The organism is Arthrobacter sp. TE12231 (assembly GCF_054062895.1).
Genome location: NZ_JBSSFS010000001.1, coordinates 1012776 through 1037814, shown reverse-complemented (window position 1 = coordinate 1037814; position 25039 = coordinate 1012776). Strand labels below are relative to the sequence as shown.

23 protein-coding genes and 1 riboswitch are annotated in these 25039 nt (G+C 69.7%); of the genes, 7 read left to right on the top strand and 16 right to left on the bottom strand.

Annotation, left to right across the window (positions count from 1 at the left end):
* Positions 1 to 15: 15 nt before the first annotated feature.
* The 10 genes from hemL to hemE form a co-directional block, all read right to left on the bottom strand.
* Positions 16 to 1347: a glutamate-1-semialdehyde 2,1-aminomutase gene (gene hemL, locus ACVWYS_RS04770; protein ID WP_456508548.1), complete on the bottom strand. Its 1332-nt coding sequence runs from the start codon at positions 1345 to 1347 to the stop codon at positions 16 to 18.
* Positions 1348 to 1377: 30 nt separating this feature from the next.
* Positions 1378 to 2484, bottom strand: a complete 1107-nt coding sequence (locus ACVWYS_RS04765; protein WP_344367231.1) for an LLM class flavin-dependent oxidoreductase — start codon at positions 2482 to 2484, stop codon at positions 1378 to 1380.
* A complete protein-coding gene (hemB, locus tag ACVWYS_RS04760; protein WP_344367228.1) occupies positions 2481 to 3464 on the bottom strand; it encodes a porphobilinogen synthase in 984 nt (327 codons plus the stop codon). The genes ACVWYS_RS04765 and hemB overlap by 4 nt, the downstream gene beginning before the upstream one ends.
* Complete coding sequence (locus tag ACVWYS_RS04755) at positions 3461 to 4378, bottom strand: uroporphyrinogen-III synthase (protein WP_344367226.1); 918 nt, start codon at positions 4376 to 4378, stop codon at positions 3461 to 3463. The genes hemB and ACVWYS_RS04755 overlap by 4 nt, the downstream gene beginning before the upstream one ends.
* Positions 4379 to 4416: 38 nt before the next feature.
* Positions 4417 to 5415 (bottom strand): hydroxymethylbilane synthase, encoded by a 999-nt coding sequence (hemC, locus tag ACVWYS_RS04750; RefSeq protein ID WP_116767359.1) that lies wholly within the window; start codon positions 5413 to 5415, stop codon positions 4417 to 4419.
* A complete protein-coding gene (locus tag ACVWYS_RS04745; RefSeq protein WP_344367224.1) occupies positions 5412 to 6698 on the bottom strand; it encodes a ferrochelatase in 1287 nt (428 codons plus the stop codon). The genes hemC and ACVWYS_RS04745 overlap by 4 nt, the downstream gene beginning before the upstream one ends.
* Entirely contained in the window at positions 6695 to 7441 is a 747-nt protein-coding gene (hemQ, locus tag ACVWYS_RS04740) for a hydrogen peroxide-dependent heme synthase (RefSeq protein ID WP_456508547.1), read from the bottom strand. Before hemQ ends, ACVWYS_RS04745 begins: the two co-directional genes overlap by 4 nt.
* A gap of 121 nt (positions 7442 to 7562) precedes the next feature.
* A complete protein-coding gene (locus tag ACVWYS_RS04735) occupies positions 7563 to 8249 on the bottom strand; it encodes a hypothetical protein (RefSeq protein WP_456508546.1) in 687 nt (228 codons plus the stop codon).
* Between the two features lie 417 nt (positions 8250 to 8666).
* The gene (gene hemG, locus ACVWYS_RS04730; protein WP_456509404.1) at positions 8667 to 10208 is read right to left on the bottom strand and encodes a protoporphyrinogen oxidase; all 1542 of its coding nucleotides are present in this window, start codon (positions 10206 to 10208) and stop codon (positions 8667 to 8669) included.
* Positions 10209 to 10212: 4 nt separating this feature from the next.
* Complete coding sequence (hemE, locus tag ACVWYS_RS04725) at positions 10213 to 11250, bottom strand: uroporphyrinogen decarboxylase (RefSeq protein ID WP_456510275.1); 1038 nt, start codon at positions 11248 to 11250, stop codon at positions 10213 to 10215.
* A gap of 302 nt (positions 11251 to 11552) precedes the next feature.
* Between hemE and ACVWYS_RS04720 the strand changes: the two genes are divergently transcribed.
* A complete protein-coding gene (locus ACVWYS_RS04720; RefSeq protein WP_344367217.1) occupies positions 11553 to 12926 on the top strand; it encodes a glutamyl-tRNA reductase in 1374 nt (457 codons plus the stop codon).
* Positions 12927 to 13084: 158 nt separating this feature from the next.
* Here ACVWYS_RS04720 and ACVWYS_RS04715 read toward each other — a convergent pair whose 3' ends face one another.
* Positions 13085 to 14107 carry an SDR family NAD(P)-dependent oxidoreductase gene (locus ACVWYS_RS04715; RefSeq protein ID WP_456508544.1) on the bottom strand — a complete coding sequence of 341 codons (1023 nt, stop codon included), beginning with the start codon at positions 14105 to 14107 and terminating at the stop codon, positions 13085 to 13087.
* 98 nt (positions 14108 to 14205) lie between these two features.
* The gene (moeB, locus tag ACVWYS_RS04710; protein WP_456508543.1) at positions 14206 to 15429 is read right to left on the bottom strand and encodes a molybdopterin-synthase adenylyltransferase MoeB; all 1224 of its coding nucleotides are present in this window, start codon (positions 15427 to 15429) and stop codon (positions 14206 to 14208) included.
* 81 nt (positions 15430 to 15510) lie between these two features.
* Here moeB and ACVWYS_RS04705 point away from each other — a divergent pair, with 81 nt between their 5' ends.
* The 4 genes from ACVWYS_RS04705 (at position 15511) to ACVWYS_RS04690 (ending at position 19145) form a co-directional block, all read left to right on the top strand.
* Positions 15511 to 16230 (top strand): TetR/AcrR family transcriptional regulator, encoded by a 720-nt coding sequence (locus tag ACVWYS_RS04705; protein WP_425547217.1) that lies wholly within the window; start codon positions 15511 to 15513, stop codon positions 16228 to 16230.
* 61 nt (positions 16231 to 16291) lie between these two features.
* Positions 16292 to 16516, top strand: coding sequence for a DUF3107 domain-containing protein (locus ACVWYS_RS04700; RefSeq protein ID WP_091249068.1), 225 nt, complete (start codon positions 16292 to 16294; stop codon positions 16514 to 16516).
* 58 nt (positions 16517 to 16574) lie between these two features.
* Positions 16575 to 16877, top strand: a complete 303-nt coding sequence (locus tag ACVWYS_RS04695; RefSeq protein ID WP_344367210.1) for a cytochrome c-type biogenesis protein — start codon at positions 16575 to 16577, stop codon at positions 16875 to 16877.
* Between the two features lie 321 nt (positions 16878 to 17198).
* Entirely contained in the window at positions 17199 to 19145 is a 1947-nt protein-coding gene (locus tag ACVWYS_RS04690) for a DUF222 domain-containing protein (protein WP_456508542.1), read from the top strand.
* A 289-nt stretch (positions 19146 to 19434) separates the two neighbouring features.
* On the opposite strand, the gene ACVWYS_RS04685 is transcribed toward ACVWYS_RS04690, so the two are convergent.
* The 3 genes from ACVWYS_RS04685 to thiO form a co-directional block, all read right to left on the bottom strand.
* Positions 19435 to 20259 (bottom strand): thiazole synthase, encoded by an 825-nt coding sequence (locus tag ACVWYS_RS04685; RefSeq protein WP_116767348.1) that lies wholly within the window; start codon positions 20257 to 20259, stop codon positions 19435 to 19437.
* Positions 20260 to 20264: 5 nt separating this feature from the next.
* Complete coding sequence (thiS, locus tag ACVWYS_RS04680) at positions 20265 to 20501, bottom strand: sulfur carrier protein ThiS (RefSeq protein WP_116767347.1); 237 nt, start codon at positions 20499 to 20501, stop codon at positions 20265 to 20267.
* A complete protein-coding gene (gene thiO, locus ACVWYS_RS04675) occupies positions 20498 to 21859 on the bottom strand; it encodes a glycine oxidase ThiO (RefSeq protein ID WP_456509403.1) in 1362 nt (453 codons plus the stop codon). The genes thiS and thiO overlap by 4 nt, the downstream gene beginning before the upstream one ends.
* A riboswitch (TPP riboswitch) is annotated at positions 21853 to 21973 on the bottom strand. (Overlaps the previous gene by 7 nt.)
* 26 nt (positions 21974 to 21999) lie before the next feature.
* Between thiO and thiE the strand changes: the two genes are divergently transcribed.
* On the top strand, positions 22000 to 22707 hold the full coding sequence (gene thiE, locus ACVWYS_RS04670; RefSeq protein ID WP_456508540.1) for a thiamine phosphate synthase: 708 nt from the start codon (positions 22000 to 22002) through the stop codon (positions 22705 to 22707).
* A 36-nt stretch (positions 22708 to 22743) separates the two neighbouring features.
* On the opposite strand, the gene ACVWYS_RS04665 is transcribed toward thiE, so the two are convergent.
* Complete coding sequence (locus ACVWYS_RS04665) at positions 22744 to 23415, bottom strand: ferritin-like fold-containing protein (protein WP_456508539.1); 672 nt, start codon at positions 23413 to 23415, stop codon at positions 22744 to 22746.
* Between the two features lie 41 nt (positions 23416 to 23456).
* Here ACVWYS_RS04665 and ACVWYS_RS04660 point away from each other — a divergent pair, with 41 nt between their 5' ends.
* A complete protein-coding gene (locus tag ACVWYS_RS04660; protein ID WP_456508538.1) occupies positions 23457 to 24953 on the top strand; it encodes an RNB domain-containing ribonuclease in 1497 nt (498 codons plus the stop codon).
* Positions 24954 to 25039: the final 86 nt, after the last annotated feature.

Sequence of the window (25039 nt, the reverse complement as noted above, 5' to 3'; positions counted from 1 at the left end):
TAACGATCAGGGACGCTACGCCTTCGCGGCGGCCGCCGCCTTCGCCGCGGCCGGCAGGGCGTCGAAGATCCGGTTCATCGCGGCGTCGTCGTGCGCGGCGGAGAGGAACCAGGCTTCAAAGACCGACGGCGGCAGGTAGACGCCCGAGTCCAGCATCGAGTGGAAGAAGGGGGCGTAGCGGAACACTTCCTGGCCCTGGGCGTCGTCGTAGTTGTGCACGCCCCGGGCGCCCGTGCCGAAGGCCACGGAGAACAGGTTGCCGGCGCGCTGGATGGAGTGGTCCACGCCGGCGGCGTCGAGGGCGGAAGAGAGGGCCGCGGAGAGCTCCAGGGAGCGCGCGTTCACGAAGGAATAGACCTCGGGGGTTGCGTGGGTCAGCGTCGCGACGCCGGCGGCCATGGCCACCGGGTTACCGGAGAGGGTGCCGGCCTGGTAGACGGGGCCCAGCGGCGCCAGATAGTCCATGACCTCGGCGCGTCCGCCGAGGGCCGCCGTCGGCATGCCTCCGCCGATGACCTTTCCGAACGTCAGCAGGTCCGGGGTCCACGGCTCGGCGGCGTCGGCGGCCCCGCCGGTCAGGCCCCAGTAGCCGGAGTAGCCGGTGCGGAACCCGGTGAGGACCTCGTCGAGGATCAGCAGGGCGCCGTGCTCGCGGGTGATCCGGGAAAGACCTGCGTTGAAGCCCTCGCCGGGGGTGACCACGCCCATGTTGGCCGGGGCGGCCTCGGTGATGACAGCGGCGATGCTGTCACCGTGCTTGGCGAAGGCCGCCTCGACGGCGTCGAGGTCGTTGTAGGGCAGCACGAGGGTTTCGGCGGCGGTGGCGGCGGTGACGCCGGCCGAGCCGGGCAGCGCAAGGGTCGCCAGCCCGGAACCTGCCGCGGCGAGGAGGCCGTCGAGATGGCCGTGGTAGCAGCCGGCGAACTTGATGACGAGGTTCCGGCCGGTGAAGCCGCGGGCCAGCCGGATGGCGGTCATGGTGGCTTCGGTGCCGGTGGAGACCATCCGGACGCGTTCGGCGGCCGGGACGCGCTCCTTGACGATCGCGGCCAGGTTGGCCTCGTCGGGCGTGGACGCACCGAAGGACAGGCCGCGGTCGACGGCGGCATGCACGGCGGCGATGACCTCCGGGTGGGCGTGCCCCAGCAGCGCCGGACCCCATGAGCAGACGAGGTCGACATAGTCCGCGCCGTCGGCGTCGGTGAGATAGGCACCCTTGGCGGACACCATGAACCGCGGAGTCCCGCCCACGGAGCCGAAGGCGCGCACGGGTGAGTTCACGCCGCCCGGCATCAGCTGGCGGGCGCGGTCAAAGAGTTCCTCGTTGCGAGGCATGCTGGAAGTCATGGTTCCTATTCTTTCAGTTCTGCGGCCGAGTCATTTTCCTGCGGCCTTGGCCAGCAGTGCGGTGACGCGGGGCGCCACTTCGGTGCCAAACAGTTCGATCGAGCGCATCATGGCCGGGTGCGGCAGGGTGCCGTTGCTGTATTTGAGGTCAAAGCGGTCCACGCCCAGGTTCTTCTTCAGCAGCGCGATTTTTGCGGCCACGGTATCCGGAGACCCCACGTAGAGTGCTCCCTCGGGCGTGCACATGGCATCAAACTCGGCCCGGTTGCCTGGGCCCCAGCCCCGCTCCGCGCCAATCCGGTTGCGCATCGCGATCCAGTGCGGGAAGAACTCCTCCCGTGCTTCCTCGTCGGTAGCCGCGATGTGGCCGGGTGAATGCGTGGCCATCTGCTGCATCGGGTGCCCGTATTTGGCCATGGCCTCGCGGTAGAGGCCGGCCAGCGGGGCGAAGGACCGCGGCTGGCCGCCGATGATGGCGAAGATGATCGGGTAGCCGTATTCTGCGCAGCGCAGCACGGATTCGGGGGTGCCGCCGACGCCGATCCAGGTTGGCAGCAGGTGGTGTTCCAGGGGCGGGTAGACGCTCAGGCCGTTGATGGCGGGCCGGGTGCGCCCTTCCCAGTGGACCGGCTTCTGCGCCCGGACCTTGTCGAAGAGCTCGAGCTTTTCCTCGAAGAGGATGTCGTAGTCGGCCAGGTCCAGGCCGAACAGCGGGAAGGATTCGATGAACGAACCGCGGCCCAGCATGATTTCGGCCCGGCCGCTGGAGATGGCGTCCACCGTGGCAAAGCGCTGGAAGACCCGGATGGGGTCATCGGAGCTGAGGACGGTGACGGCCGAGCCGAGCCGGATGTGCTTGGTGCGGGCAGCCGCCGCGGCGAGGAAGACTTCCGGGGCCGAGACCGCGAAGTCGCGGCGGTGGTGTTCCCCCACGGCGAAGGCGTGCAGGCCGACCTCGTCCGCGAGCTCGGCCTGTTCCAAGAGCTGCCGCAGGACCTGGGCGTGCGGGACGGGATGGCCGTCGGGGAACACGCCGACGTCACCGAAAGTGTTCAGGCCAAGGAGGATGCGTTCCGGCCCGACCGGGGCCGTGGGGTTCTCCCCGGGTGCCGGCTCAGGCGTAGTCGCGGTGTTCACCGGGATTCCTTCAGCCAGCCGGCCAGCTCGCTGGCCCAGTAGGTCAGCACCATGTTGGCGCCCGCGCGCTTGATGCCCAGGACGGATTCGGTGATGGCGGCCCGGCGGTCGATCCAGCCGTTCGCTGCGGCAGCCTCGATCATCGAGTACTCGCCGGAAATCTGGTAGGCGGCCACCGGTACCGGGCTCATGGCGGCGACGTCGGCGAGGATGTCCAGGTAGCTCATGGCGGGCTTCACCATGACCATGTCGGCGCCTTCGGCCAGGTCCAGGTCCACCTCGAGGATGGCTTCCCGGCGGTTGGCGGCGTCCATTTGGTATGTGCGGCGGTCGCCGGTCAGCTGCGAGTCGACGGCCTCGCGGAACGGGCCGTAGAACGCCGAGGCGTACTTAGCGGCGTAAGCGACCACGGCGGTGGTGGCGTGCCCGGATTCCTCGAGGGCCTGCCGGATGACGGCGACCTGGCCGTCCATCATGCCGGACGGGCCCAGGACGTGGGCGCCGGCGTCGGCCTGTGCGACGGCCATCTGGCCGTAGATTTCCAGGGTCGCGTCGTTGTCCACGTAGCCGTTGGCGTCCAGGACGCCACAGTGGCCGTGGTCGGTGAATTCGTCGAGGCACACATCGCTCATGATCACGAGCTCGTCGCCAACTTCCGCGCGGACGTCCCTGATGGCTTTGTTCAGCACACCGTTGGGGTCCAGGGAGGCGGTGCCGCGCGCATCCCGGACAGCGGGGACACCGAACAGCATGATGCCGCCGACCCCCAGCTGCACGGCCTCGGCAGCGGCCCGCTTGAGCGAATCGGTGGTGTGCTGCTGCACGCCGGGCATCGAGGCAATCGGGTTGGGCTCGGTCAGGCCTTCGCGGATGAAGGCGGGAAGGATCAGTTCCGCAGCGGAGAGGCGGTGCTCCGCGGTCAGGCGCCGCATGGCGGGGGTGGTGCGAAGCCGGCGGGGCCGGTGGGTCGGGAAGCTCATGTGTTGTCCTTCGCTGGATGCTGGGATGGTTGGGAGCGGACGACGGCGGCGACGAGGCCTGACGCGGTGGGAGCTTCGGCGACGGCGGCGACGGTGAGTCCAAGACCGGCCGCCTCGCCCGCCGTCGAGCGCCCGATCGCAACGAACCGGCACGCGCCGAGCGGGGCGAGGTCCGTGTGGATGCGGCGGGCCGCGCTCGGCGAGGCGGCGACGACGGCGTCGAGCCGTCCGGCCCGGATCTCACGTTTCGCGTCGGCGGCCGTGAGGACTTCGGCCGGCGGCCCGGCGTCGGCTTCCTCCAGCGGGGGCCGGCAGGCCGGGAGGCTCAGGCCGGGATCGGCCGGGTAGTCCACCGTCCGGTAGGCGGTGACGGCCTGCACCGACGCGCCGCGGGCTTCCAACCCGCGGCGGAGCCTGGAATCGGCGATGTCCGCCTGGGGCAGGAACACGCTGTTGCGGCCTTCGGGCCAGACGCCGAGCAGGCCGGCGCCCGACTGCAGTGCCGTCGGTGCGAGGTCCACGCTGACACCCCGGGACTCGAGGATCTGCCGCGTCGCGGGGCCGATCGTGGCCACCTGGACGTGCCCGGGCAGCCAGGCGCCCAAGGTGGAGCCACGCTCCGCGGCCTTGGCCTCCAGCACCTGGACGGTGGTCGCGCTGCTGATGACGAGCCAGTTGTAGGCGCCGGCGCCCAAGGCATCGAAGGCGACGTCGAGGGAGTGCTGGTCGCGTGCCACCTCGAAGTCGATCAGGGGCAGCAGCACCGGCTCGGCGCCCAGGCGGCGCAGGGCCGCGACCAGCTCGCCGGCGCGGTCCGGGCTGCGGGCGATCAGGATCCGGGCTCCCGCGAGGGCCCCCTGGTCGTGGGTGGCCGGCCCGCTGCTGCCCTCATTCAGGGCATTGTCCCGTCCCATGATGCGGTCCCGTCCCATAATGCGCTGGATCCCCCGGTTCAGGATGCGGTCAGGTCCGCGATGTCGGCGGCGCCGCGGGCCAGCAGGACTTCCGCCAGTTCGATCCCGAGCAGGGTGGCCCCCACCTCGGTCAATCCGTCGGTGGCCTTCCGGTCCCGGACGGTGGCGGTGCCGTCGACGGCGCAGACCACGGCTTCGAGGTGCAGCATGCTTCCCTTGCGGTAGGCGTAGGCGCCCACCGGTGCGGCACAGCCTGCCTCAAGGCGGGCCAGGAGCGCCCGCTCGGCGGTGACGGCGAGCCGGGTGTCGTGATCGTCGAGGGCTGCGAGGGCCTGGGCGAGGACGCCCTGGGACCCTTCGGTGGACCCGGCCTTGCGGGGCGCGTCGGCCGTGCGGCATTCGATCGCGAGGGATCCCTGCCCGGCGGCCGGCAGCATAATGTCCGTCTCGAGGTATTCGCTGACCGTGTCCAGCCGCCCGATCCGGTGCAGCCCGGCTGCGGCGAGGACGACGGCGTCGAGGTCGCAGGACTTGCCGTCCACCATGGCGTCGGTCGTGTTGCCCGGCAAGCCGGGGACGCGTCCGAGCCGGGTGTCGACGTTGCCGCGGATGTCCCGGATGTCCAGGTCCGGACGGGCGGCGCGCAGCTGGGCTGCGCGTCGCGGGGAACCGGTGCCCACGCTGGCGCCGGCGGGCAGGTCCGCGAGCTTGAGCCCGTCGCGGGCGCAGAGCACATCGCGGACGTCGACGCGTTTCGGCGTCGCCGCGAGCGTCAGGCCAAGCGCCGGCCCGGTGGGCAGGTCCTTGAGCGAGTGCACGGCGACGTCGCATGCGTTCTGCAGCAGGGCGTCGCGCAGGGCCGCCACAAACACGCCGGTTCCGCCCATCTGGGACAGCGATCCGGTGAGGACATCACCGTCGGTCCGGATGTGGACAAGCTCCACGGCGAACCCGCCGACGGCGGCCAACTGGTCCGCGGTCTGCTGCGTCTGGGTGAGGGCCAGTTTGCTGGCGCGGGTTCCGATCCGGACGGTCACGGCGTTGCCTGACCAGCCGCCGGGGTCGCCATATCCGCGGCTGCGGGCGTTGCGGCGGGGTAGGGATCGTGGCCCGTGCCGATGCTGGTGTCAGCGCCCGCGATGGTGGGCTTTTCGCCGCGGAAGTTGGCGCAGCAGCCGGGCCGGCAGACGTCGTACCAGGGGCCGAGTTTGGTCAGGTGGGGCCGGTCCGCGATGTTGTTCGCCGCGGTCCGTTCGCAGATCAGGTCCACGATCCCGCCGACGAACTTCCGGTGCGTCCCGGGGGTGGGGACGCGGGTGGCCGCCAGGCCCAGCTTGCCGCAGGTCTCCAGTGCCTCGGTGTCCAGGTCCCAGACAACCTCCATGTGGTCGCTGACGAAGCCCAGCGGCACGATCACGACGCCCTTGACGCCCTGGCCGGCGAGCTCCTCGATGGCGTCGTTGATGTCGGGTTCGAGCCACGGGACGTGCGGGGCGCCGGAGCGGGACTGGTAGACGAGGGACCACGGTGCGGTCAGGCCGGTTTCGGCCTCGACGCGGCGGATGACCTCGGTTCCAGTGGCGAGGTGCTGGGCCACGTAGGCGGAGTCTTCCTCGAAGTGGCGGGGCTCGCCCTCGGAGCGGCCGGCGGCTTCGGCGTCGCGGGTAGGGATGGAGTGGGTGGCGAACAGGATGTGCACCGGGGCGTCGGGGGTGCCGGCCGCGGTGAGCTGTGCGCGGACGTCGGCCAGGCCGGCGGCGGTGCCCTCGATGAACGGCTCGACGAAGCCGGGGTGGTCAAAGTACTGCCGCACCTTGTCCACTTCGAGTTTTCCGTCCAGCCCGGTTTCGGTCAGGGCCATGCCAATGTCCTCGCGGTACTGGCGGCAGCTGGAGTAGCAGGAGTAGGCGCTCGTGGTGACCATAAGGACCTTGCGGTGCCCGGCGTCGTACATCTCCTGGAGCGTCTGCGGGATGTAGGGATCCCAGTTGCGGTTGCCCCAGAAGACCGGCAGTTCGATGCCGCGGGTGGCAAGTTCGGCCTCCATGGCGGCCTTGAGGGCGCGGTTCTGCTGGTTGATGGGGCTGATGCCGCCGTTGGCGCGGTAGTGGTGCGAGACCGCTTCGAGCCGCTCGTCCGGGATGCCGCGGCCACGGGTGACATTGCGGAGGAACGGGATGACGTCCTCCTGGCCTTCCGGGCCGCCGAAGGAGGCGAGGAGGACGGCGTCGTACTCCTTGGGAGCCATCCGGCCTGCCTCGGTGACGGGGTTCACGGCGGTCACCGCCGTGGCGGTCTCCTGGGGATCCAGCGGGCTCATGCAAGGACCTCGGCGATCTCGGCGGCGCTGACGCGCCGGCCGGTGTAGAAGGGGATTTCCTCGCGCACATGGTGACGCGCCTCGGTGGCGCGCAGGTGGCGCATCAGGTCGACGAGGTCCACGAGTTCCGGAGCTTCCAGACCGAGGATCCATTCCCAGTCGCCCAGGGCGAAGGAGGAGACGGTGTTGGAGATGACCTGCGGGAAGTCGCGGCCCAGGAGGCCGTGGTCGCGAAGCATCGCGCCGCGCTCGGCGTCCGGCAGGAGGTACCACTCGTAGGAGCGGACGAACGGGTAGACGCACAGCCACTCTGCCGGTTCGACGCCGCGGGAGAAGGCGGGCGTGTGGTTCTTGGCGAACTCCGCCTCGCGGTGGACGCCCATGGCGGACCAGGCGATCTCGGTCCCGGTGAAGAGCTTGCTGCGGCGGATGTCCCGGACGGCCCGCTGCAGGGCCTCGGCCTTGGGCCCGTGGAGCCAGATCATGATGTCCGCGTCCGCGCGCATGGCGGAAACGTCGTAGCTGCCGCGGTGGACCACGCCGGCGTCAGCGAGGCGTGCCAGCAGGGACTCGAAGTCCAGGGCAGCATCCGCGTCGCGGGCGGTGTCCGCGGACCGCTTGAAAACGGTCCAGAGGGTGAAGAACTGCTCGGTTGAATCGTCGGGCGCCGAGGCCCCGGCGACTGATTCTCCGGGGACGGGCATTCCGGTTTTAGTGACAGATTCGGCAGAAGTGTGGCTCATGGTTACCAGTCTGCCTCCTCTCTCCAGCTAAGTCGAAAAAAAGCACTTCTACAACGCGTAGAAGTGCTTTATTTCACAAGCCGGGGGCGACTGCCCTGGAATCCGGGCCGCCGGGATGCCGTCAGGTCCTGCGCATCCGGACAGCGATGACGCCGGCGCCGACTGACAGCGCCACCAGGCCGATGCCCCAGCCGATCAGCGGGGACGGTCCGGCCGGTTCCACAGCGGACGTGGCCTGCAGCGACGTACTGCCGGAGTGGCCCGCGGCTGTGGCCGGTGCTGTTTTCGAACCGGCCGCGTTCGAACCGGTGGAGGAGGGCCGGGGCGTTGCAGTATTCGATGCCGGCGCCGGCGTGCCAGCGCCGCTTCCGGCTTGCCCGGCAGTTCCTGGCCCGGTCCCGGCGGCAGGGACGGCAGCGCTGCCAGCGTTGCCACCTGCGGACGGCTGGCCGGGCACGGATCCAGTGATGGGGACCGATCCGGCTGCGGCCCCGTCCGCGGCCGGCGCTCCCGGCGCCGTGACCGGCGTGCCGGGGTTTTGCGGCGCGGAGGGCGGGGCCACGTTGGCCGACGGGGTGCCGGATGGCGGCGCGCTGGTGCCGGGAGCCGTGGACCCGGGGTTGCTGGGCTCCGGGCTGCCGGACTCGGGGATCGTGGGTTCCGGACTGCTGCTGCGGGACGGCGGTTGCGTCGGCTCGGCCACTTCGTCCGGGCCGGAGGACGGCGAGGGGCTCGGTGTGGGCGACGGACTCCGCGTCGGCGAGGAGCCGAGCAGGCTGTCCAGCACGTCACCCAGGCCGAGGGTCAAGGAACCCTGGGTCGACGGCGGGGTGGACGCCGCTGCGGATAAACCGGTGGCAGCATTCGAAGCAGGAACTCCTGCGGAAACAGCCAGTACCGCCCCGAGCGCGGCTGCTGCTGCGCCGCGTCGAAGGCTCCTATGGCGCCGGGTCGTCGTTGTTGACACGTTGGACCTGAAAATAACCATGGTCATCGAGCCTAGCCGGAATCAACCGCGAGGAAAAACCGGCGGAATTCCGCGGAATACCGGCTAGTAACCCAGGAGGTTGGAGAGGTTCAGGGTGCATTTGGGGCCGCTGTGACTCCTGCGGCTGAGGGGGCGTCAGGGACTCCGGAGCGGGTCCCCGAAGTGGCTGCAGGCGACGGTTCGACAGCGGCGTTTGGGGCATCAGCGTGTATGGAAACAGTGGTCGGGCGGCACCCTTTAGGCCAGGAGGGTGCGAACCTGCCGGGGGGTGTCGGCCACGATCGCGGCCAGCCCGTTGCCGGACAGCCATCCCCCCACGACGGCGAGGGTGCCGTCCGCGGCACAGACGCTCCGGACGGCGGCGACACGCTGTTTGTGGCCGAGGGACGCAAACGGCAACGCACCGGCCCAGCGGACCACGTCCCAGCCCACCACGTCCCCGGCGGTGACCGGGACCGACAGCAGGGCCGAGGCGTCGGCCAGGGCTGCGCGGAACAGTTCCTCGTCTGAGCGCGGCGGTTCCGAGCGCGGCACAGCCGCTCCCGGGCTGCCGTATTCCGTGGTCCCGACGGGCGCAACTCCCCGCCCGTAGGAGAGCCGGAGCACGTGCCTGCCCGGTCCGGTCCGGTCCGCCAGCCAAGCCCATTTGGCGGTGCCGTGCGTCAACGCTTTGGCCTGTACCCCGGGACTCTGCGGGGCCACGAGCACTCCCGTACCGCGTGGCGCCGCGTCGAGCGCCGGGAGATCCACCACGAGGGTGACCAGGCTGACATCGGGTCCGGCTTCGGGGCGGAGGCCCGCAAGCTCCGGCAGGGATTCTTCAAGCAGCCCGGCGGCGGCGGGGCCTTCGACCGCAACCACGAGCAACCCGGCGTCGTACGTGTCCTGATCCGTGGTCACCCGCCAGCCGCCCGCTGTGCGCCGAACGGACCGGGCCGGGGTGGCGCTGAGCAGGGTGACGCCGCGCCGGCGCAGGTCGGCCAGCAGGGCCGTCACCAGGGTGTGCATCCCGCCTCGCAGGCCGGCGACGGCGGCGCCGGCTTTCTGGAGCCCGGCGGAGCTGCCCGTCCCCGGTGCGGCTGCGCCGGCGCTCGAGTTGGCTCCTCCCCTGCGTTGGGCCGCGACGGCGGCGGCGAGGGAACCGTGCCGGCGGATACCGGCCCGCAGCCCGGGGGCCACCATGTCGACGTCGAGCACGGCGGGATCGGCCGAGTGGACGCCGCCGACCACCGGCGCAACGAGTCTGTCCAGCACGCGCCTGCCCATTCGCGCGCGGACCAGGGCTGACACACTGGTGGCCTCGTCGGCGGTGCCAAGCGAGGCAGGCAGCACGGCGTCCATGGAGGCGCGGAGGGAGCCCAGCAGTCCCAGGGACCGGCGGACTTCCGGGTCCCATGGGCTGGCCGGGATGCCCAACACCCCGGTCTTGGGCAGTTCCCGCGGGCCGTCGGGCAGTTGCACCCAGGCACCGCCGGGGTTCGGTGCGACGATGTCGCCGGCAATCCCAAGCTCGGCGGCGAGATCGGCCACCGCGGCCGTGCGGGTAGCGAAGGACTCCGCCCCGCTGTCCAGGGTCAGCCCCGCCACAGCATGGCTGCCGACGCAGCCACCCCAAGCGTCGCTGGCTTCCAGCACTGTGGTCCGGAGGCCCGCCCGGGCGAATTCCCTGGCCGCAAGCAAGCCGGAGATCCCTCCCCCGACCACGACGGCGGTCCCGTCACGGGAGGTGCCTTCTGCGGCGGTACCCGCCCCGGACGTTACGGCGGCGCCTGCGTCCATGTTCCTACTCCGGTGAAATGGAGTGGATGAGTTCGACGACGCGCGTCAGCACCTCGGGATCCGTCTCCGGAGGCACGCCGTGGCCAAGGTTCAACACGTGGCCGGGCGCTGCGGAGCCGGCTGCGATCACGTCGCGGACGTGCGCTTCCAGGATCTCCCAGGGCGCGGAGAGGAGTGCGGGATCGATGTTGCCCTGCAGCGGAACGGTCCCGCCGAGGCGGCGGTTGGCCTCGTCCAGCGGCAGCCGGTAGTCGACCCCCACGACGTCGACGCCGACGTCGCGCATGGCGACGAGCAGTTCCGAGGTGCCGGTGCCGAAGTGGATGAGCGGTGCGCCGAGGTCCCGGACGTGGTCCAGAGCCCGGGACGACGCCGGGGCAACGTAGCGCTGGTAGTCGGCCAACCCCAGCGAACCGGCCCAGGAGTCGAAGAGCTGCGCGGCGGAGGCTCCGGCTTCCAACTGCGCCCGAAGGAACATGCCGGAGGCGTCGGCGGCCCAGTTGGCCAATGCCGTCCAGGTTTCCGGGTCGGCGTGCATCATGGTGCGCGGGCCGAGGTGGTCGCGGGAAGGCTTGCCTTCCACCATGTACGCGGCGAGCGTGAAGGGTGCGCCGGCGAAGCCGATCAGCGGAGTGCTGCCGAGCTCGGCCACGGTCAGCCGGACGGCTTCACGAATGGGTTCCAGGGCCTCCCAGGTCAGCTGCGGCAGGGCGGCGACGTCCGCCGCCGTGCGCACCGGCACGTCCAGGACAGGACCGACGCCGGGCACGATGTCCACGCCGACGCCGGCCAGCTTGAGCGGAATGACGATGTCAGAGAAAAAGATGGCGGCATCGACGTCGTGACGGCGGACCGGCTGCAGGGTGATCTCGGAAGCCAGTTCCGGGCGCAGGCACGAGTCCAGCATGGCGACGCCCTCGCGGACCTTGAGGTACTCGGGCAGCGAGCGGCCCGCCTGACGCATGAACCAGACGGGACGGCGGGAAGGCTTGCCGCCGCGGTAGGCGGTGATTAGCGGTGAGTCCGCGGTGCGGCCGTCCATCAGCGGGTGTCCGGCGTCTAGGCCGCCGGCGCCGGCCACTGCGCCGTCTACTGCGGCGGCGTCATCGGCTGCGCCATGATCGGACGTACTGAATTTTGTCGTGCCGGCATGTGCCGCAGCGCTTGGAGTCATGACTTCGATTGTGCCCAAATTTGCGCCCAAAAGATAACGACAGCCTGTCACGCGGGCTGTCACACTGGCCACGAGGGCCGCGGCGTGGCGGGGATCACAGCCCTGGGTGCCGGACCCCACGCCAGGATAGTTGTTCTACACGGACGCGAAAAAGCTATGATGGTCGTGCTGTGGTTCTTTTCTCATTGGTGGCTACACACGCCGACATCGACCTCGAAACCGTTGCTCAGTTGAGCACCGGCGCTTCCGGGCTTGCCACATCCGCCCTCGCCGGATCGCCGGCCGTGGCGGGTGCCGTTGTCCTTGCCACCTGCAACCGCTTCGAAATCTACGGGGAAGCCCCGCATCCGGACGCCGTCGACGCGGCCCGGGCTGCCCTCATCACCCAGATCAGCGGAGCCAGCGGACTCAACGACCAGCTGGTCTCCCGCGCCTTCAGCACCCGCACGGGTGCCGAAGTCAGCCAGCATCTCTTCGCGGTGAGCTCCGGACTGGACTCCGCCGTGGTGGGCGAACGCGAAATCGCCGGCCAGGTCCGCCGCGCCTTGATCACGGCCCAGCATGAAGGCACAGCCAGCTCCGGACTGGTGCGGCTCTTCCAGGCGGCGTCCAAGACCGCCAAGGACGTCGGCGCCCAGACGGCGCTTGGTTCCCGCGGCCTCTCCATCGTCTCCGTAGCACTGGATCTTGCCACCGACCTGTCGGAAAACCCGGACTGGTCCGCCAAGAAGGCCGTCGTGTTCGGGACCGGCGCCTACGCCGGGGCCACCATGTCACTGTTGCGCGAACGCGGCTGCACCGATGTCTCGGTCTACTCCTCCTCCGGCCGTGCGCCCGGTTTCGTCGCCACCCGGGGCGGCGCCGCCTTGGATGAGGACACCCTTCCGGCTGCCGTCGCCGCTGCCGACGTCATGATCGGCTGCAGCGGCTCGGACAGCCGGGTCGAAGCGGACGACCTCGCCCGGATCCGGTCGGGCTCGGCCCAGCCGCTCATCGCGATCGACCTCGCCCTGACGCACGACTTCGACCCCGCGGTCGGCGAGCTCGACGGCGTCGAACTCCTCACGCTGGAATCCGTCCGGCTCGCCGCGCCCCAGGAACAGGCCGAGTCGCTCGCGCAGGCCAGCAGCATTGTGTCCGGTGCGGCCAGCGCCTTCGAGCAGGAGCGCGAGGCACGCTCCGTGGACTCGGCGATCGTCGCGTTGCGGCGCCACACGATGAACGTCCTGGATGCGGAAATGGAAAAGGTCCGCGCCCGGCACGGCTGCACCGCCGCCGCCGAGGAAGTCGAGTTCGCCCTGCGCCGCATGGTGAAGCAATTGCTGCATGTCCCCACCGTCCGGGCCCGCGAACTCGCTGCCAACGGACAGCAGGACGCCTACGTTGCCGGTCTTGAGGCGCTGTACGGGATTACGGTGGAGCCCTCCACCGCGACGACCGCTGCGACGGTCCCGGGTTCTGCAGCCTCCGAGGCCGACTGCCCTGTGGAGCACAGCCACGCGGAGCACGGCCCCGCCGCCGGCGACATCCGCGAAACCGCGTAACTGCCCGCGGCCCTCATTCCTGCCCCTCGGTTATTGCCCCGCGTATTGCCCCGCGGCGCTGGCTCGTGATGGCGACGCTCGTTGTTGCCCGTTGGCTAGTTGCCAGTAGGGCTAGTTGCTTCCGACGGCGCCACCACGGCTCATATCCCTTAGGCGGCTTACCCGGCGAACGCGTTAATGCCGGTCATGTCGGCCGACACTTGCCACAGCTGTGCGGCAGCCTCCCGGTCCACGGCATGGGCATCCACGCCCCTGATCCTCGCCTCCGGCGAGCCCGGCACGGTGGGTTCGGCAATGTCGCAGTCCTCGCAGTAGACGCCGCCCATGCCCTCAAGGGCCGGTGACGTTGCGGCCCAGACCGAGGTGGCCGCGCCTTGCGCGGGGGTCTTGAACCGGGCGTCGACGTTGCCGTTCTCATCCATCCAGCCGGCGGCGATCATTTCCTCGCGCGGCAGGTGCCGCTGCAGTTCCGTCATGATGCCGCCGGGATGCACGGCGAAGGCCCGCACGCCAAAGTTCCGGCCCAGGGCGTCGAGCTGGACGGCGAAGAGCGCGTTGGCCGTCTTGGCCTGGCCGTACGCCCGCCATTTGTCGTAGCCGGCGTCGAAGTTGATGTCATCGAAACGGATCCCCGAGAGCTTGTGCCCGGTGGAGGACAACGAGACCACGCGGGCACCCTCCGCCGCGGTGAGCGCGGGCCACAGCAGGTTGGTGAGGGCATAGTGACCCAAGTGGTTTGTGGCGAACTGGGACTCCCAGCCGGGCCCCGCCCGGTGCTCCGGACTTGCCATGATGGCCGCGTTGTTGATGAGGATGTCCAGGCTGCGCCGGGTACCGGGTTCCGCGCCGGCCAGGAAGCCGGCGGCGAACTCCTTCACGCTGGCCTGGTCGTCAAGGTCCAGCTCGGCCACGCTGACATCGCCTCCGCGGGTTCCCGGCGTCAGCCCGGCCGCAGCGAGGACGTCGCGGGCGTGCTCCGGCCGTCGGGCCGGCACCACAACGGTGGCGCCGGCCGACGCCAGGGCCCGCACGGTCTCCAGGCCGAGCCCGGAGTAGCCGCCCGTGACAATCGCGGTCTTCCCGGTCAGGTCGATGCCGGCAATGACCTCGGCCGCCGTCGAATCCCGGCCGAAGCCGGAGCCGATCTTCTGCTGGGGTGTCAGGGTGTTTTCCTCGCTCATGACCAAGCCTTTCGCTGGAGGTGCCGTTCGACGGACGCTGCTTGTCAGGTGCCGTGGATGGACGGCCCGAAGGCCGCGGCACCTGAGGGCCGGAAGCCTCAGTACACCGGTTTCCCGGGTTCCACGTCCCGCACCCAGGCGAGGATGCCGCCCTCGAGGTGGCTGACGCGCTCGTACCCGGCCGCGCGGGCCGCGGCCAGGACGGCCGCGGAACGTGTTCCGGCCTTGCAGTGGAAGACGATTTCCGCGTCCTGGGGCAGGTCCTGCCACGCTTCGCCGGCCAGGATGCGGCCCTGCGGTATCAGCACCGAGCCGTCGATGCGGACGATCTCGTACTCCCCGCTCTCCCGCACGTCCACTAGGTGGAAGTCCTTGAGGCCGGCTTTGCGCGAGGCCAGCATCGTGGCGAGCTGGGTCGCCGTCACGGTGTGTTCGGTGCCCGCATCCGCCGTGGGGGTGATCCCGCAGAACGCCTCGTAATCGGTAAGTTCCGTGATGCGCTCGGCTTCGGGGTCCCGGGCCACCTTGATCTCGCGCCAGGTGCCGCCCAGCGCGTCATAGAGCGCCAGCCTGCCTAGCAGGGACCGCCCGACGCCGGTGATCAGCTTGACGGCCTCGGTCACCATGAGCGCTCCGACGGCGGCGCACAGCATGCCGAACACTCCGCCTTCCCCACAGGACGGCACGGAGCCGGCCGGCGGCGCCTCCGGGTAGAGGTCCCGGTAGGTGGGCCCGTACTGTTCCCAGAAGACGCAGACCTGGCCGTCGAAGCGGAAGATCGACCCCCAGACGTAGGGCTTGCCGAGGATGGCGGCGGCATCGTTCACGAGGTATCGGGTGGCGAAGTTGTCAGCGCCGTCGAGGATGAGGTCGTAGCCGGCGAAGAGCTCCAGGGCGTTGGATGCGTCGAGGCGGACGTTGTGGAGCCGGACGTCCACTAGCGGGTTTAGGGCCGCGATGGCATCACGGGCGGACTCGATCTTGGGCCGGCCCACGTCCGCGACGCCGTGGATGATCTGCCGCTGGAGGTTGCTGAGGTCGACGTCGTCGTCATCGACGATGCCGAGGGTGCCGACCCCGGCGGCGGCGAGGTAGAGGAGGGCCGGAGAACCGAGGCCGCCGGCTCCAATCACCAGGACTTTCGCGTTCTTGAGCCGGCGCTGCCCGATTGCGCCGATTTCCGGAATGATCAGGTGCCGCGAGTAGCGTTCCACCTCGTCCGGGCTGAGATCGATTGCCGGGTCAACCAGCGGTCCAGGCTGCGTATCCAGCTGCGTCTGGAGGGTTGCGGGGGCGCCGGTGGCGGTGAACTTGGAAGCCATACTTCAATCTATGCCCGAAGATACCACCAGGTCATATTACCCGCGCGTAAAGTGTAGTTCAGTGCAATGTAGTTCAGTGCAATGCAGCTGAGTGTACTTGCGCGTTATTGGGTGAAGAGGGAAAGAAGGCCGACAGTGGTTCATCAGGCACCGGTGGAGCGGGACGAGACCGGCAAGCCGCCGGCCGGGCAGACGCGGAGCGGACAGCGCTCGGCACGTCTCCCCCGTGACGAACGCCGGGCGCAGTTGCTGGCGGCGGCGCAGGAAGTCTTCGTGGCGAACGGCTACCACGGTGCCGCCATGGATGAGATCGCCGAGACCGCCCACGTCAGCAAGCCTGTCCTGTACCAGCACTTCCCGTCCAAGCGGGACCTCTACCTGGCCCTGCTGGACAGCCATCTCAGCAAGCTGATCGATCTCCTGCTGGGCGCCCTGAATTCCACCAGCGACAACGACGAGCGCGTCCAGGCGGTCATGCGCGCCTACTTCCGATTCATCGCCAACGACGACCAGGCACACCGGCTCGTCTTCGAATCGGACCTGATCAACGATCCCGACGTCAGCGCACGTTTGGAAACGTTCAACAAGACTTTTGCCGACGCCGTCGCCCGCGTGATCGCGGAGGACACCAAGCTGCCGGAGCTCGAGGCCCAGCTCCTGGGCCGCGGACTCGCCGGAATGGCCCATGTGAGTGCCCGGTACTGGCTGGAAACCGACGGAAACCTGGACCTCGATGTGGCCAGCGACCTCATCTACCGTTTAGCTTGGCGCGGAATCTCCCGCTTCCCCAAAGAGACCTAGACTACAACTAGAGATTGACCTTAGACATTTATTCGACTTTGACTGGCTGGGAGGCCCCGCTGTGGAAGTAAAGATTGGTATTCAGAACATTGGCCGCGAAATTGTGCTCGAATCGGCTCAGGACGCCGACGCCGTCGCCAAGGTGGTGGGCGACGCGATCGCCAAGGGCAGCGAGCTGCGGCTGACGGACGACAAGGGCCGCCTCGTCATCGTCCCCGCCAATGTGCTGGGCTACGTGGAAATCGGCGCAGAAGAGGCCCGCCGCGTCGGTTTCGGCGCCCTCTAGCCCCCGTTCTTCACTGCGGTTTCCTTCACTGTCGTTTTCTTAGCCCGAGGGGTCCTGAATGCTTTCCCTGATTGTGGTCGCCATGGTCACCGTTGCTGTGGGCTTTGTGGTGTGGGCCAACGACAAGCGGCACACGAAGTACGGCATCAGTGTGCCGGCCGGAGTGGCCGCCTTCGTCGGCATGCTGAGCTGGATCATCTTCATGGCGGCCGGGTTCGGCTACCAGCCGGGCCTGACCTGGATTCCGTGGATCCTGCCGCTGATCCTCGGTGCCGCAGCCTCCATCGCGGCCGTGGTGTACCTCGGCAGGACCCGGGCCCGGCACGACACCGAGCGTCTCACCGCCATCCTGAAGCTTTAGCGGGTCCTGGCCGGCAGCCAGCAGGACGGGGCCCATTTTCTCGTCAGGGCCGGCCCTCGTCCGCCCTCGTTGGGCAGGCTCAGCCGGTTTACCTGCACATCCGTGACCACGCGCCCAGCAGGTTGCGTGGTCACGTTTCGTTGAGCACCGGCGGCTTCGGCAGGCCGCCCGCCTTGATGAAGTCCACTCTTGTCGTACGCGGAGTTACGTTGCCCGGCATCGTACCGCCGTTGCCTGCCGGGGCGGCAGCCGGATGCGGCGCCACGTCGGTGCGGAACCGGTTCGGTCTTTTTTGTCGGACCCCTCTGGGATCGTTGAGACATGAAAGCCGTTGGAGCGTTCATCCCGGAGCTGGCCCCGTGGGCCGGCCCGGTCACGTCCTCGCGGCTTTCCCGCCCGGCCGGCGAGGCCGGGGCGCCTGAAGCATCACACATCGGTGGCGCAGACCATGCCGGGAACGGTACTTTGGGCCGCGCCGCGAACGCTGCCGTGTACGGCGCTGCAGGCCATGGTGCCGGCGGCGCGGTGGAATCGGCGCTGGCGTTGCTGCGATCCTTGGGCCCGCCCGCTGCCGAGGCGGCCCGGTTCTCCCTGGTCGAAGCCGCGGACTTCGCCGGCCGCGTGGAGGAACTCTCCCGGACGGTCGAATACTTCCAACTCATCGCCGCCGCCGCGGTGGACCGGACCCGCAAACAAACAGCCTGGACCCGGCCGGCGCCGGCGGGCCGGGCCGCCGAGACCGCGCCGGCGGGCTGGCTCACCGGCTGGACACAAAACACCCCCGCCGGAACCGTCACCGGATCTGACGGCGAATCCGGGGTTGGGAGAGACGACGGCGCCGGGGCCGGATCTGAGGTGGGGACGAACGGCTGGACGGCATTTGACCGTAGCGGCGGACCGGCCGGCGTGTGCGCCGCGGCCGACGACGGCTACAAGAGCACCACCGAGTTCCTGCGGGCACGGCTGCGGATCAGCGCCCCCGAAGCCCGGCGCCGGCTCACCCAGGCCGCGGACCTGCTGCCCCGCCAGGGACTCACCGGAGCACCGGTGCCGGCCGTGCACGAGGAACTCGGCGCCGCCGTCGCCGCCGGGCAGATCGCGTCCCGGACCGCGACCATCATCACCACCGCACTGGACCGGGTCCGGCACCTGTGCCCGCCCGGGACCGCCGCCGCGATGGAACACGCCCTGACCCTGACCGCGATCGAGAACGACCCCGATTTCCTGACCCGGATCGCCCGGCGCTGGACCGACGCCCTGGACCAGGACGGCGCCGAACCTACCGAGGAAGCCCTCCGCCGGCTCCAGGGCGCCTTCATCCGCAAACCCCGGCACGGCCTGCACCACCTGGAAATCTTCGCCACCACCGACCAGTTCGAACACCTCATCACCGCCATGAACACCGCCACCAACCCCCGCACCAGCGCAGCAGCCGATCCCGGCCCGGACCCAACAGCCGACCCCGGCACCGGCGACGGCGCGGCCACCGACGCGGCGACGGACGGCGCCGCCAGGGCCGGCCGGGAAACCAACGCCGCGGTCACTGACGTGGCCGCGGCCGGCGGGATCCGTGACGGTAGCGGACACGCCGTCGGAGCGGCCGCCCGGTCTGACGCGGCCGTAAGCACCACGGCCGGTGCGGCCGACGTCCTGGACCGCCGCTCGCGGCCGCAACGACTGCTCGACGGCCTGGTCGGCGCCTGCGACGCCGCCCTCGCCGCCGGGGCCCTGCCCGCCGCCGGCGGACTCCGGCCCCAGGTCATGGCCACCATCGACTACCGGGACCTCCTCGGCCGCCTCGACCGCACCGGCACCCCCAACGACCCCACCGCCACGCCCGGCCCGGGCACGGGAACGCTGATGTTCACCGGACCCGTCACCGCCTCCACCATCCGGAAGATCGCCTGCGACGCCGACATCATCCCCGTCCTGCTCGGCGGAGAAGGCCGGATCCTGGACATCGGACGCACCGCACGGATCTTCCCGCCCCACATCCGCAAAGCCCTCACCGCCCGGGACCAGGGCGCCGCCTTCCCGCAATGCACCATCCCCGCACCCTGGTGCGAAGCCCACCACATCACCTACTGGTCCCGCGGCGGGTCCACAAGCACGGACAACGGCACCCTCCTGTGCTCCCACCACCACCATCTGATCCACAAGGAACAATGGACCATCCAGATGCGCAGCGGCATCCCCTGGTTCATCCCGCCACCCCATGTCGACCCCCGCCAAAAACCCCGACGCAACAAATACTTCCGCCCCGACTAGTAGTCGTTCTCTCATAGGTCGGTGTTCGCTGTTTGTCCCTGCGCGTTCCTGGCAACGGGGGCAGTATCCCGGCAGTTCGACGCAGACTCATCGGAGTTCCTCGCGGACGCCGTAGGGGCTATGGCTTCCCTCGCCGGCCACGGGCCTGCAAGGCGCATATCGGCGATGACAGGCGCCGATGGGCGATGCAAGGCTCCGCCTGGTGATGAGGATCTGTGATGAAGCGGTCCTGCTGGCGGAACCAGGTCAGACCTGCCAGCCTCACCGGCCTTTCAGAGGAACGCAGACGTTACAGGAACTCGGCCCGGCCTTCCATCGCCGAGGACGCCAGCGCGTGTTCGCGCCGCGGGATCCTGCCGGCCGCTTTCGCCAGCCTGCCGGCGATGACGGCGTGTTTGAAGGCCTCCCCCATGAGCGCGGGATTCTGGGCACGGGTCACGGCCGTGGCCAGCAGCACGGCGTCGCAGCCAAGTTCCATCGCCAGGGCCGCGTCCGAGGCCGTGCCGATTCCGGCATCGAGCACCACGGGCACGGACGCCCGCGAGACGATCAGCTCGATGTTGTGCGGGTTCAGGATGCCCAGGCCGGTCCCGATCGGGGCACCCAGCGGCATCACCGCCGTCGCCCCGAGGTTTTCGAGCCGCAGGGCCAGCACGGGGTCATCGTTGGTGTACGCGAAGACCTTGAAGCCGCGGGCCACCAGCTGCTCAGTTGCGTCCACGAGCTCGACCGCGTCCGGCAGCAGGGTGTGCTCGTCGGCAATGACTTCGAGCTTGACCCAGTCCGTCTCCAGGGCCTCGCGGGCCAGTTCGGCGGTGAGTACGGCGTCCTTGGCGGTGAAGCAACCGGCTGTGTTCGGCAGCACTCGGATGTTGTGGTCCACGAGCAGCTGGAACAGCGATCCCGTTTCCGCCGGTGAATAGCGGCGCATCGCCACGGTGGTCAATTCCGTCCCGGAAGCCAAAAGCGCCGCGCCCAGCCCGTCCAGGCTCGGCGCACCGCCGGTGCCCATGATAAGCCGGGATCCGAGCGTCACGCCGTCCACCACGAACGGATCGGCGAGGGCCCCGGCAGCCGGCCGGGCCGGCGATCCTGCAAGAGTCGTTTCGTTCATGCTGGTCATCCTCCCTGGACTGCCGTAACAAGTTCGACGTCGTCGCCGTCGGCGAGCGCGGTGGCGTGCCACTGGCTGCGGGGCACCACTTCAGCGTTGCGGGCCACCGCGACACCGAGCTTCTGCCCGTCGGCAGCCCGGCCGTCGGGGCCGATGCTCCGGCCCGTGAGCTGGCTGACGAGTGTGCTGACGGAGGCGCCGTCGGCGACGCTCTGCTCCGTTCCGTTCAGTCTGATGTTCATGCTGCTTCCTTGTTGGGGCTGTCCCCGGACGCATCCGGGGTGCGGGAGAAACGGTCGGGGCGGAACCCGGCCCAGCGCGGGTCCGGCATACCGTCCATGAGCTGACGACAGACGACGGCGGCTGCCGGGGTCAGCAGGACGCCGTGCCGGAAGAATCCCGTGGCGATGATGAGGCCCGGGACGTCCCCGCCTTCCGGGCGCGAGACGCGCCCCAGCATCGGGGCGTTGTCCGGTGTGCCGGGGCGGGCGCGCGCCGTGGCTTCGAGTAGTTCCAGCTCGGCTACAGCGGGCACCAGCTGCTGAGCGTCTCGGAGCAGCTGGTAGACGCCGCCGGCGGAAACAGCGTGCGGATCCGACGGGCCGTCTTCGCGTTGGGTGGCGCCGATCACCACAGTGCCGTCCTGCCGCGGGACGATATACACCGGCACCCCGCGCACCATGCCACGCACGGTGGCCGTAAGCAGTGGTTGCAGGTGCGCGGGCACGCGGAGCCGAAGGATGTCGCCGTAGACCGGCCGCAGCGGGAGTTTCAGTCCAGCGGGCAGCCCGTCAAGGTCGGGGGCGCCGAGCCCGTTGGCGACCACGGTTTCCGCGGCCCGCACGGAACCGCCGCCCGCGAGCCGGACACCGGCGATGCGTCCGTCCTCCCACAGCAGCCCCGCCGCGCGCCGACGGACGAATCTGCAGCGGCCCTCCGCGTCGAGCAGCCTGGTGAGCCGGGCAATCAGCATGCGGGGGTCCACCTGGTGGTCGGCCGGGATATCGAATGCGCACGAGATACCGGGGCTGAGCAAAGGTTCCCGGCTGCGTGCCTCGCGCACGGTCAGGGGCTCCACGGTGAGGCCGGAGTCCTGCTGGACTTCCCTCAGGTCCGCGAGCGCGCGCCGGTCCGCCGCATCGGCACCGACGGCGAGGGTCGGCGTCGTCAGGTAGCCGGTACTGGACCCTGCCCGGGATCCCGGGCCGCTGGCGGCACTGGCATCGGCGTCGATCCCGGCACCGGCATCGATCCCGGCCACGAAGTCGGGCCACAGCCGGGAGGACTCGAGCATCAGTTCCAGGAGCTGTTCTTCCTGATAGTGCAGTTCGCTGACGGGGGCCAGCATTCCGGCGGCGGCCCAGCTGGCCCCGCTGCCGGGCGCGTCATCGATCAACACCACGGACCGGCCCGCACGGCTGGCCTCGAACGCGATGCCGTGGCCGATCACCCCGCCGCCGATCACCGCAACGTCAACAGCGACGTCCTGTGCGGATGTGTCCTGTGCGGTGAGGTCCTCTGCGGAACCCGGGCCCGTGTCACAAACCCGGTAGGCGGCGTCATCTGCGGCTTCGGCTTCACGGCTGGTTCTTGTGCCCATAAAAAATTCCTTCCCTACGCCGGTACTAGCCGGATCAGGTCAAGCGGTCGGCTCTGACGCCCTCTCAGCCGTGCAGCGATGACGTGGCCGCTGCGGGCTCCCGCGGTATGCGCCCAGTTTAGAGGAACTAGGCTGGTGTCATGAGCCAGGACTCCCTCCACACCACCGCCCGCCTCTACTTGTGCACCGACGCCCGGCAGGACCGCGGCGACTTCGAGGACTTTGTGGACGCCGCATTCGCCGGCGGGGTGGACATCATCCAGCTGCGCGACAAGTCGCTTGAGGCGGCCGAGGAACTGGAGCTCCTGGAGGTCCTGCACGCCGCAGCGCAGCGGCACGGACGGCTCTGGGCCGTCAATGACCGGGCGGACATCGCCTCTTTGTCCGGGGCTCCGGTGTTCCATATCGGGCAGAAGGATATTTCGCTCGACGCCGCCCGCGGCCTCCTCGGCAAGAAAACCATAGTCGGATTGTCCACCCACAGCCCGGAGCAGGTGGACGCCGCCATTGCGTCCTCCCCCGGCCGCAAGGGACTCGACTACTTCTGCGTGGGACCCGTGTGGGCCACTCCCACCAAGCCTGGACGCGCCGCCGTCGGCCTCGACCTGGTGCGTTACGCCGCCGAGGCGACCGGCCGGGCGGATGGGGAGGGAGCCGGCACGGTCGACGGCCGGGTCGAAAGCTTGTTGCCGTGGTTTGCGATCGGCGGCATCGACCTCGGCAATGTTGAGCAGGTAGTCGACGCCGGTGCCCGCCGGATCGTCGTGGTCCGGGCAATCACCGACGCCGATGATCCGGCCCACGCAGCCGGCGCACTGCTGGCGGCGCTGGATGCCGCCGATTCCTGAACAGGTTCCGTTCGGGTTTCCGCCCCGGCGGCGGAGCTACCCCGCCAGTCCCAGCGCGGCCATCCGGCGCGAGTGGTTTGTGGCGAGTTCGGCCGTCAGAGCCCTGACCAGTTCCCTGGCGCCGGCGTCGTCCAGGCCTGAGAGCCCGCCGAGGAAGGCGTGTTCGAGACTGACCCGCTGGGCTTGGGTCAGTGCCTCGCCCAGCAGGCGCCTGGCCCACAGCGCCAGGCGCGACGCCAGCCGGGGGTCATCGGCCAGGGCCGCCTTGAGCCGCTCCTGCAGCACGGCCGTGGCCTCCTCGGCGGACTGGATCTGCTCGATCAGTTCCCGGGTCGCGGTGTCGACGTGCCTGGCGACGGCACGGTAGAAGTCCGCGGAGACGGTGTCGATCACGTAGGCCTTCATGAGGGATTCGTACCAGTCCGCCGGGCGTGTGCGCTCATGGAAGTGGTCCACGGACGGCTGGAACGGCAGCATGGCGGCCTCCGTGTCCAGGCCCATGGCCTCGAGCCGGGCCCGGACGAGTTCGTAGTGCTGGAACTCGACTACCGCGATCCTGCCCAGCACCGCACGGTCATGCAGCGTGGGTGAATAGCGGGCGTCCGAGGACAGCCGTTCGAAGGCCGAAAGCTCGCCGTACGCCATGACTCCCAGCAGATCCGTGAGGAAGCTGTTGTAGCGGGCAGGATCGTCCGGGATTGGGCTCATAATCCAAGACTAATAGCGGAAATCGGGCTAACCTGATTTTCGTGTCCCATCATCGCCTGACCCCGAGTATCCACGAGCAGCAGAACCAGCTTGCCGGGGCTCTCAAGGCGTTGCGCACCACGCTGGAACTGCCCGGTCCGTTCCCCGAGGACGTGCTGCGCGACGCGCAGGCGGCGGTGGCCGAGCACAAGCTGCCGGACCTGGACTTCACCCATGTCGAGTTCGTGACGATCGATCCGGCGTCCTCCACCGACCTCGACCAGGCGCTGTATATCGAGCGCAACGGCGAGGGCTACAACGTGCTTTACGCCATCGCCGATGTCCCGTCCTTCGTCGCGCCGGGCGGGGCGCTCGACGCCGAGACCCGCCGCCGCGGCCAGACCTTCTACACCCCGGACGGGCGGATCCCGCTGCATCCGGAGGTCATCAGCGAGGCTGCCGGTAGCCTGCTCGCCGGGCAGCTGTGCGCGGCATTCGTCTGGGAGTTCGAACTCGACGCCGCGGCGGAGGTGACCTCGGTGCTGGTGCGCCGGGCCCAGGTCCGCAGCCGCGCGAAGCTCAGCTACAAGGGTGTCCAGGCCGAGCTCGACGCCGGCACCGCAACGCCCCTGCTGCAGCTGCTGAAGGAGGTGGGCACCAAGCGCGTGGAGCTGGAACGCCTCCGCGGCGGCGCGAGCCTGAACATGCCGGAACAGGAGATCCAACAACTGCCCGACGGCGGCTACCGGATCGTGGCGGCCCCGCCGCTTCCGGTGGAGGACTGGAACGCCCAGATTTCCCTCATGACCGGGATGGCGGCGGCCGGGCTGATGCTCCAGGGCAAGGTCGGCATCCTGCGCACCATGCCAGCCCCGGACGAGGCGTCGCTGCGGCACTTCCACCGCCAGACTCACGCTCTCGGCAAGCCCTGGGACGGCGAAACGCCCTACGGCGAGTACCTGCGGACCCTCGACCCCACGGATCCCCGCCAGCTGGCCATCGTGCACTCGGCCGGCATGCTCTTCCGCGGGGCCGGCTACACGCCCTTCGACGGCACAGTGCCGCAGGCCGCCGTGCAGTCCGCCATCGGCGCGGCCTACGCCCACTCCACCGCGCCGCTGCGGCGGCTGATCGACCGTTTCGTGCTGGTGATCTGCGAGGCCTTGAGCAACGGCACCGAGGTTCCGTCCTGGGCCCGGGAAGCCCTGCCGTCCCTCCCGGCCATCATGGCCACCTCGGACCAGCTGGCCGCACGACTGGAGCGGCTCGCACTGGACACCGTGGAAGCAGCGCTGCTCGTCAACCACGTCGGCCAGGAGTTCGACGCCGTCGTGATCTCCGGCTCCAGACCGGCAAAGAGCGCCAGCGGCAGCGGCACCAACGGGAACGGCGGCAAGTCCAACGGTAACGGGAACGGCCCGTCCGGAATCGTGCAGATCGCCGAGCCCGCGGTGACCGCAAGGTGCCCCGGCGAGCTCGAACCGGGCACCCAGGTCCGGGTCCGGGTGGTGTCCTCGGACATCGCCACACGCGAAATCCGGCTGGAGCTGGTCGGCTGACTGACCGCCGCCGGGCCCCCTCTGCGGCGCGATCGCGCCTCCAGTCGAGGATCCGGGTCTCGTACAGCTAGACTGGAGAGGTAGAT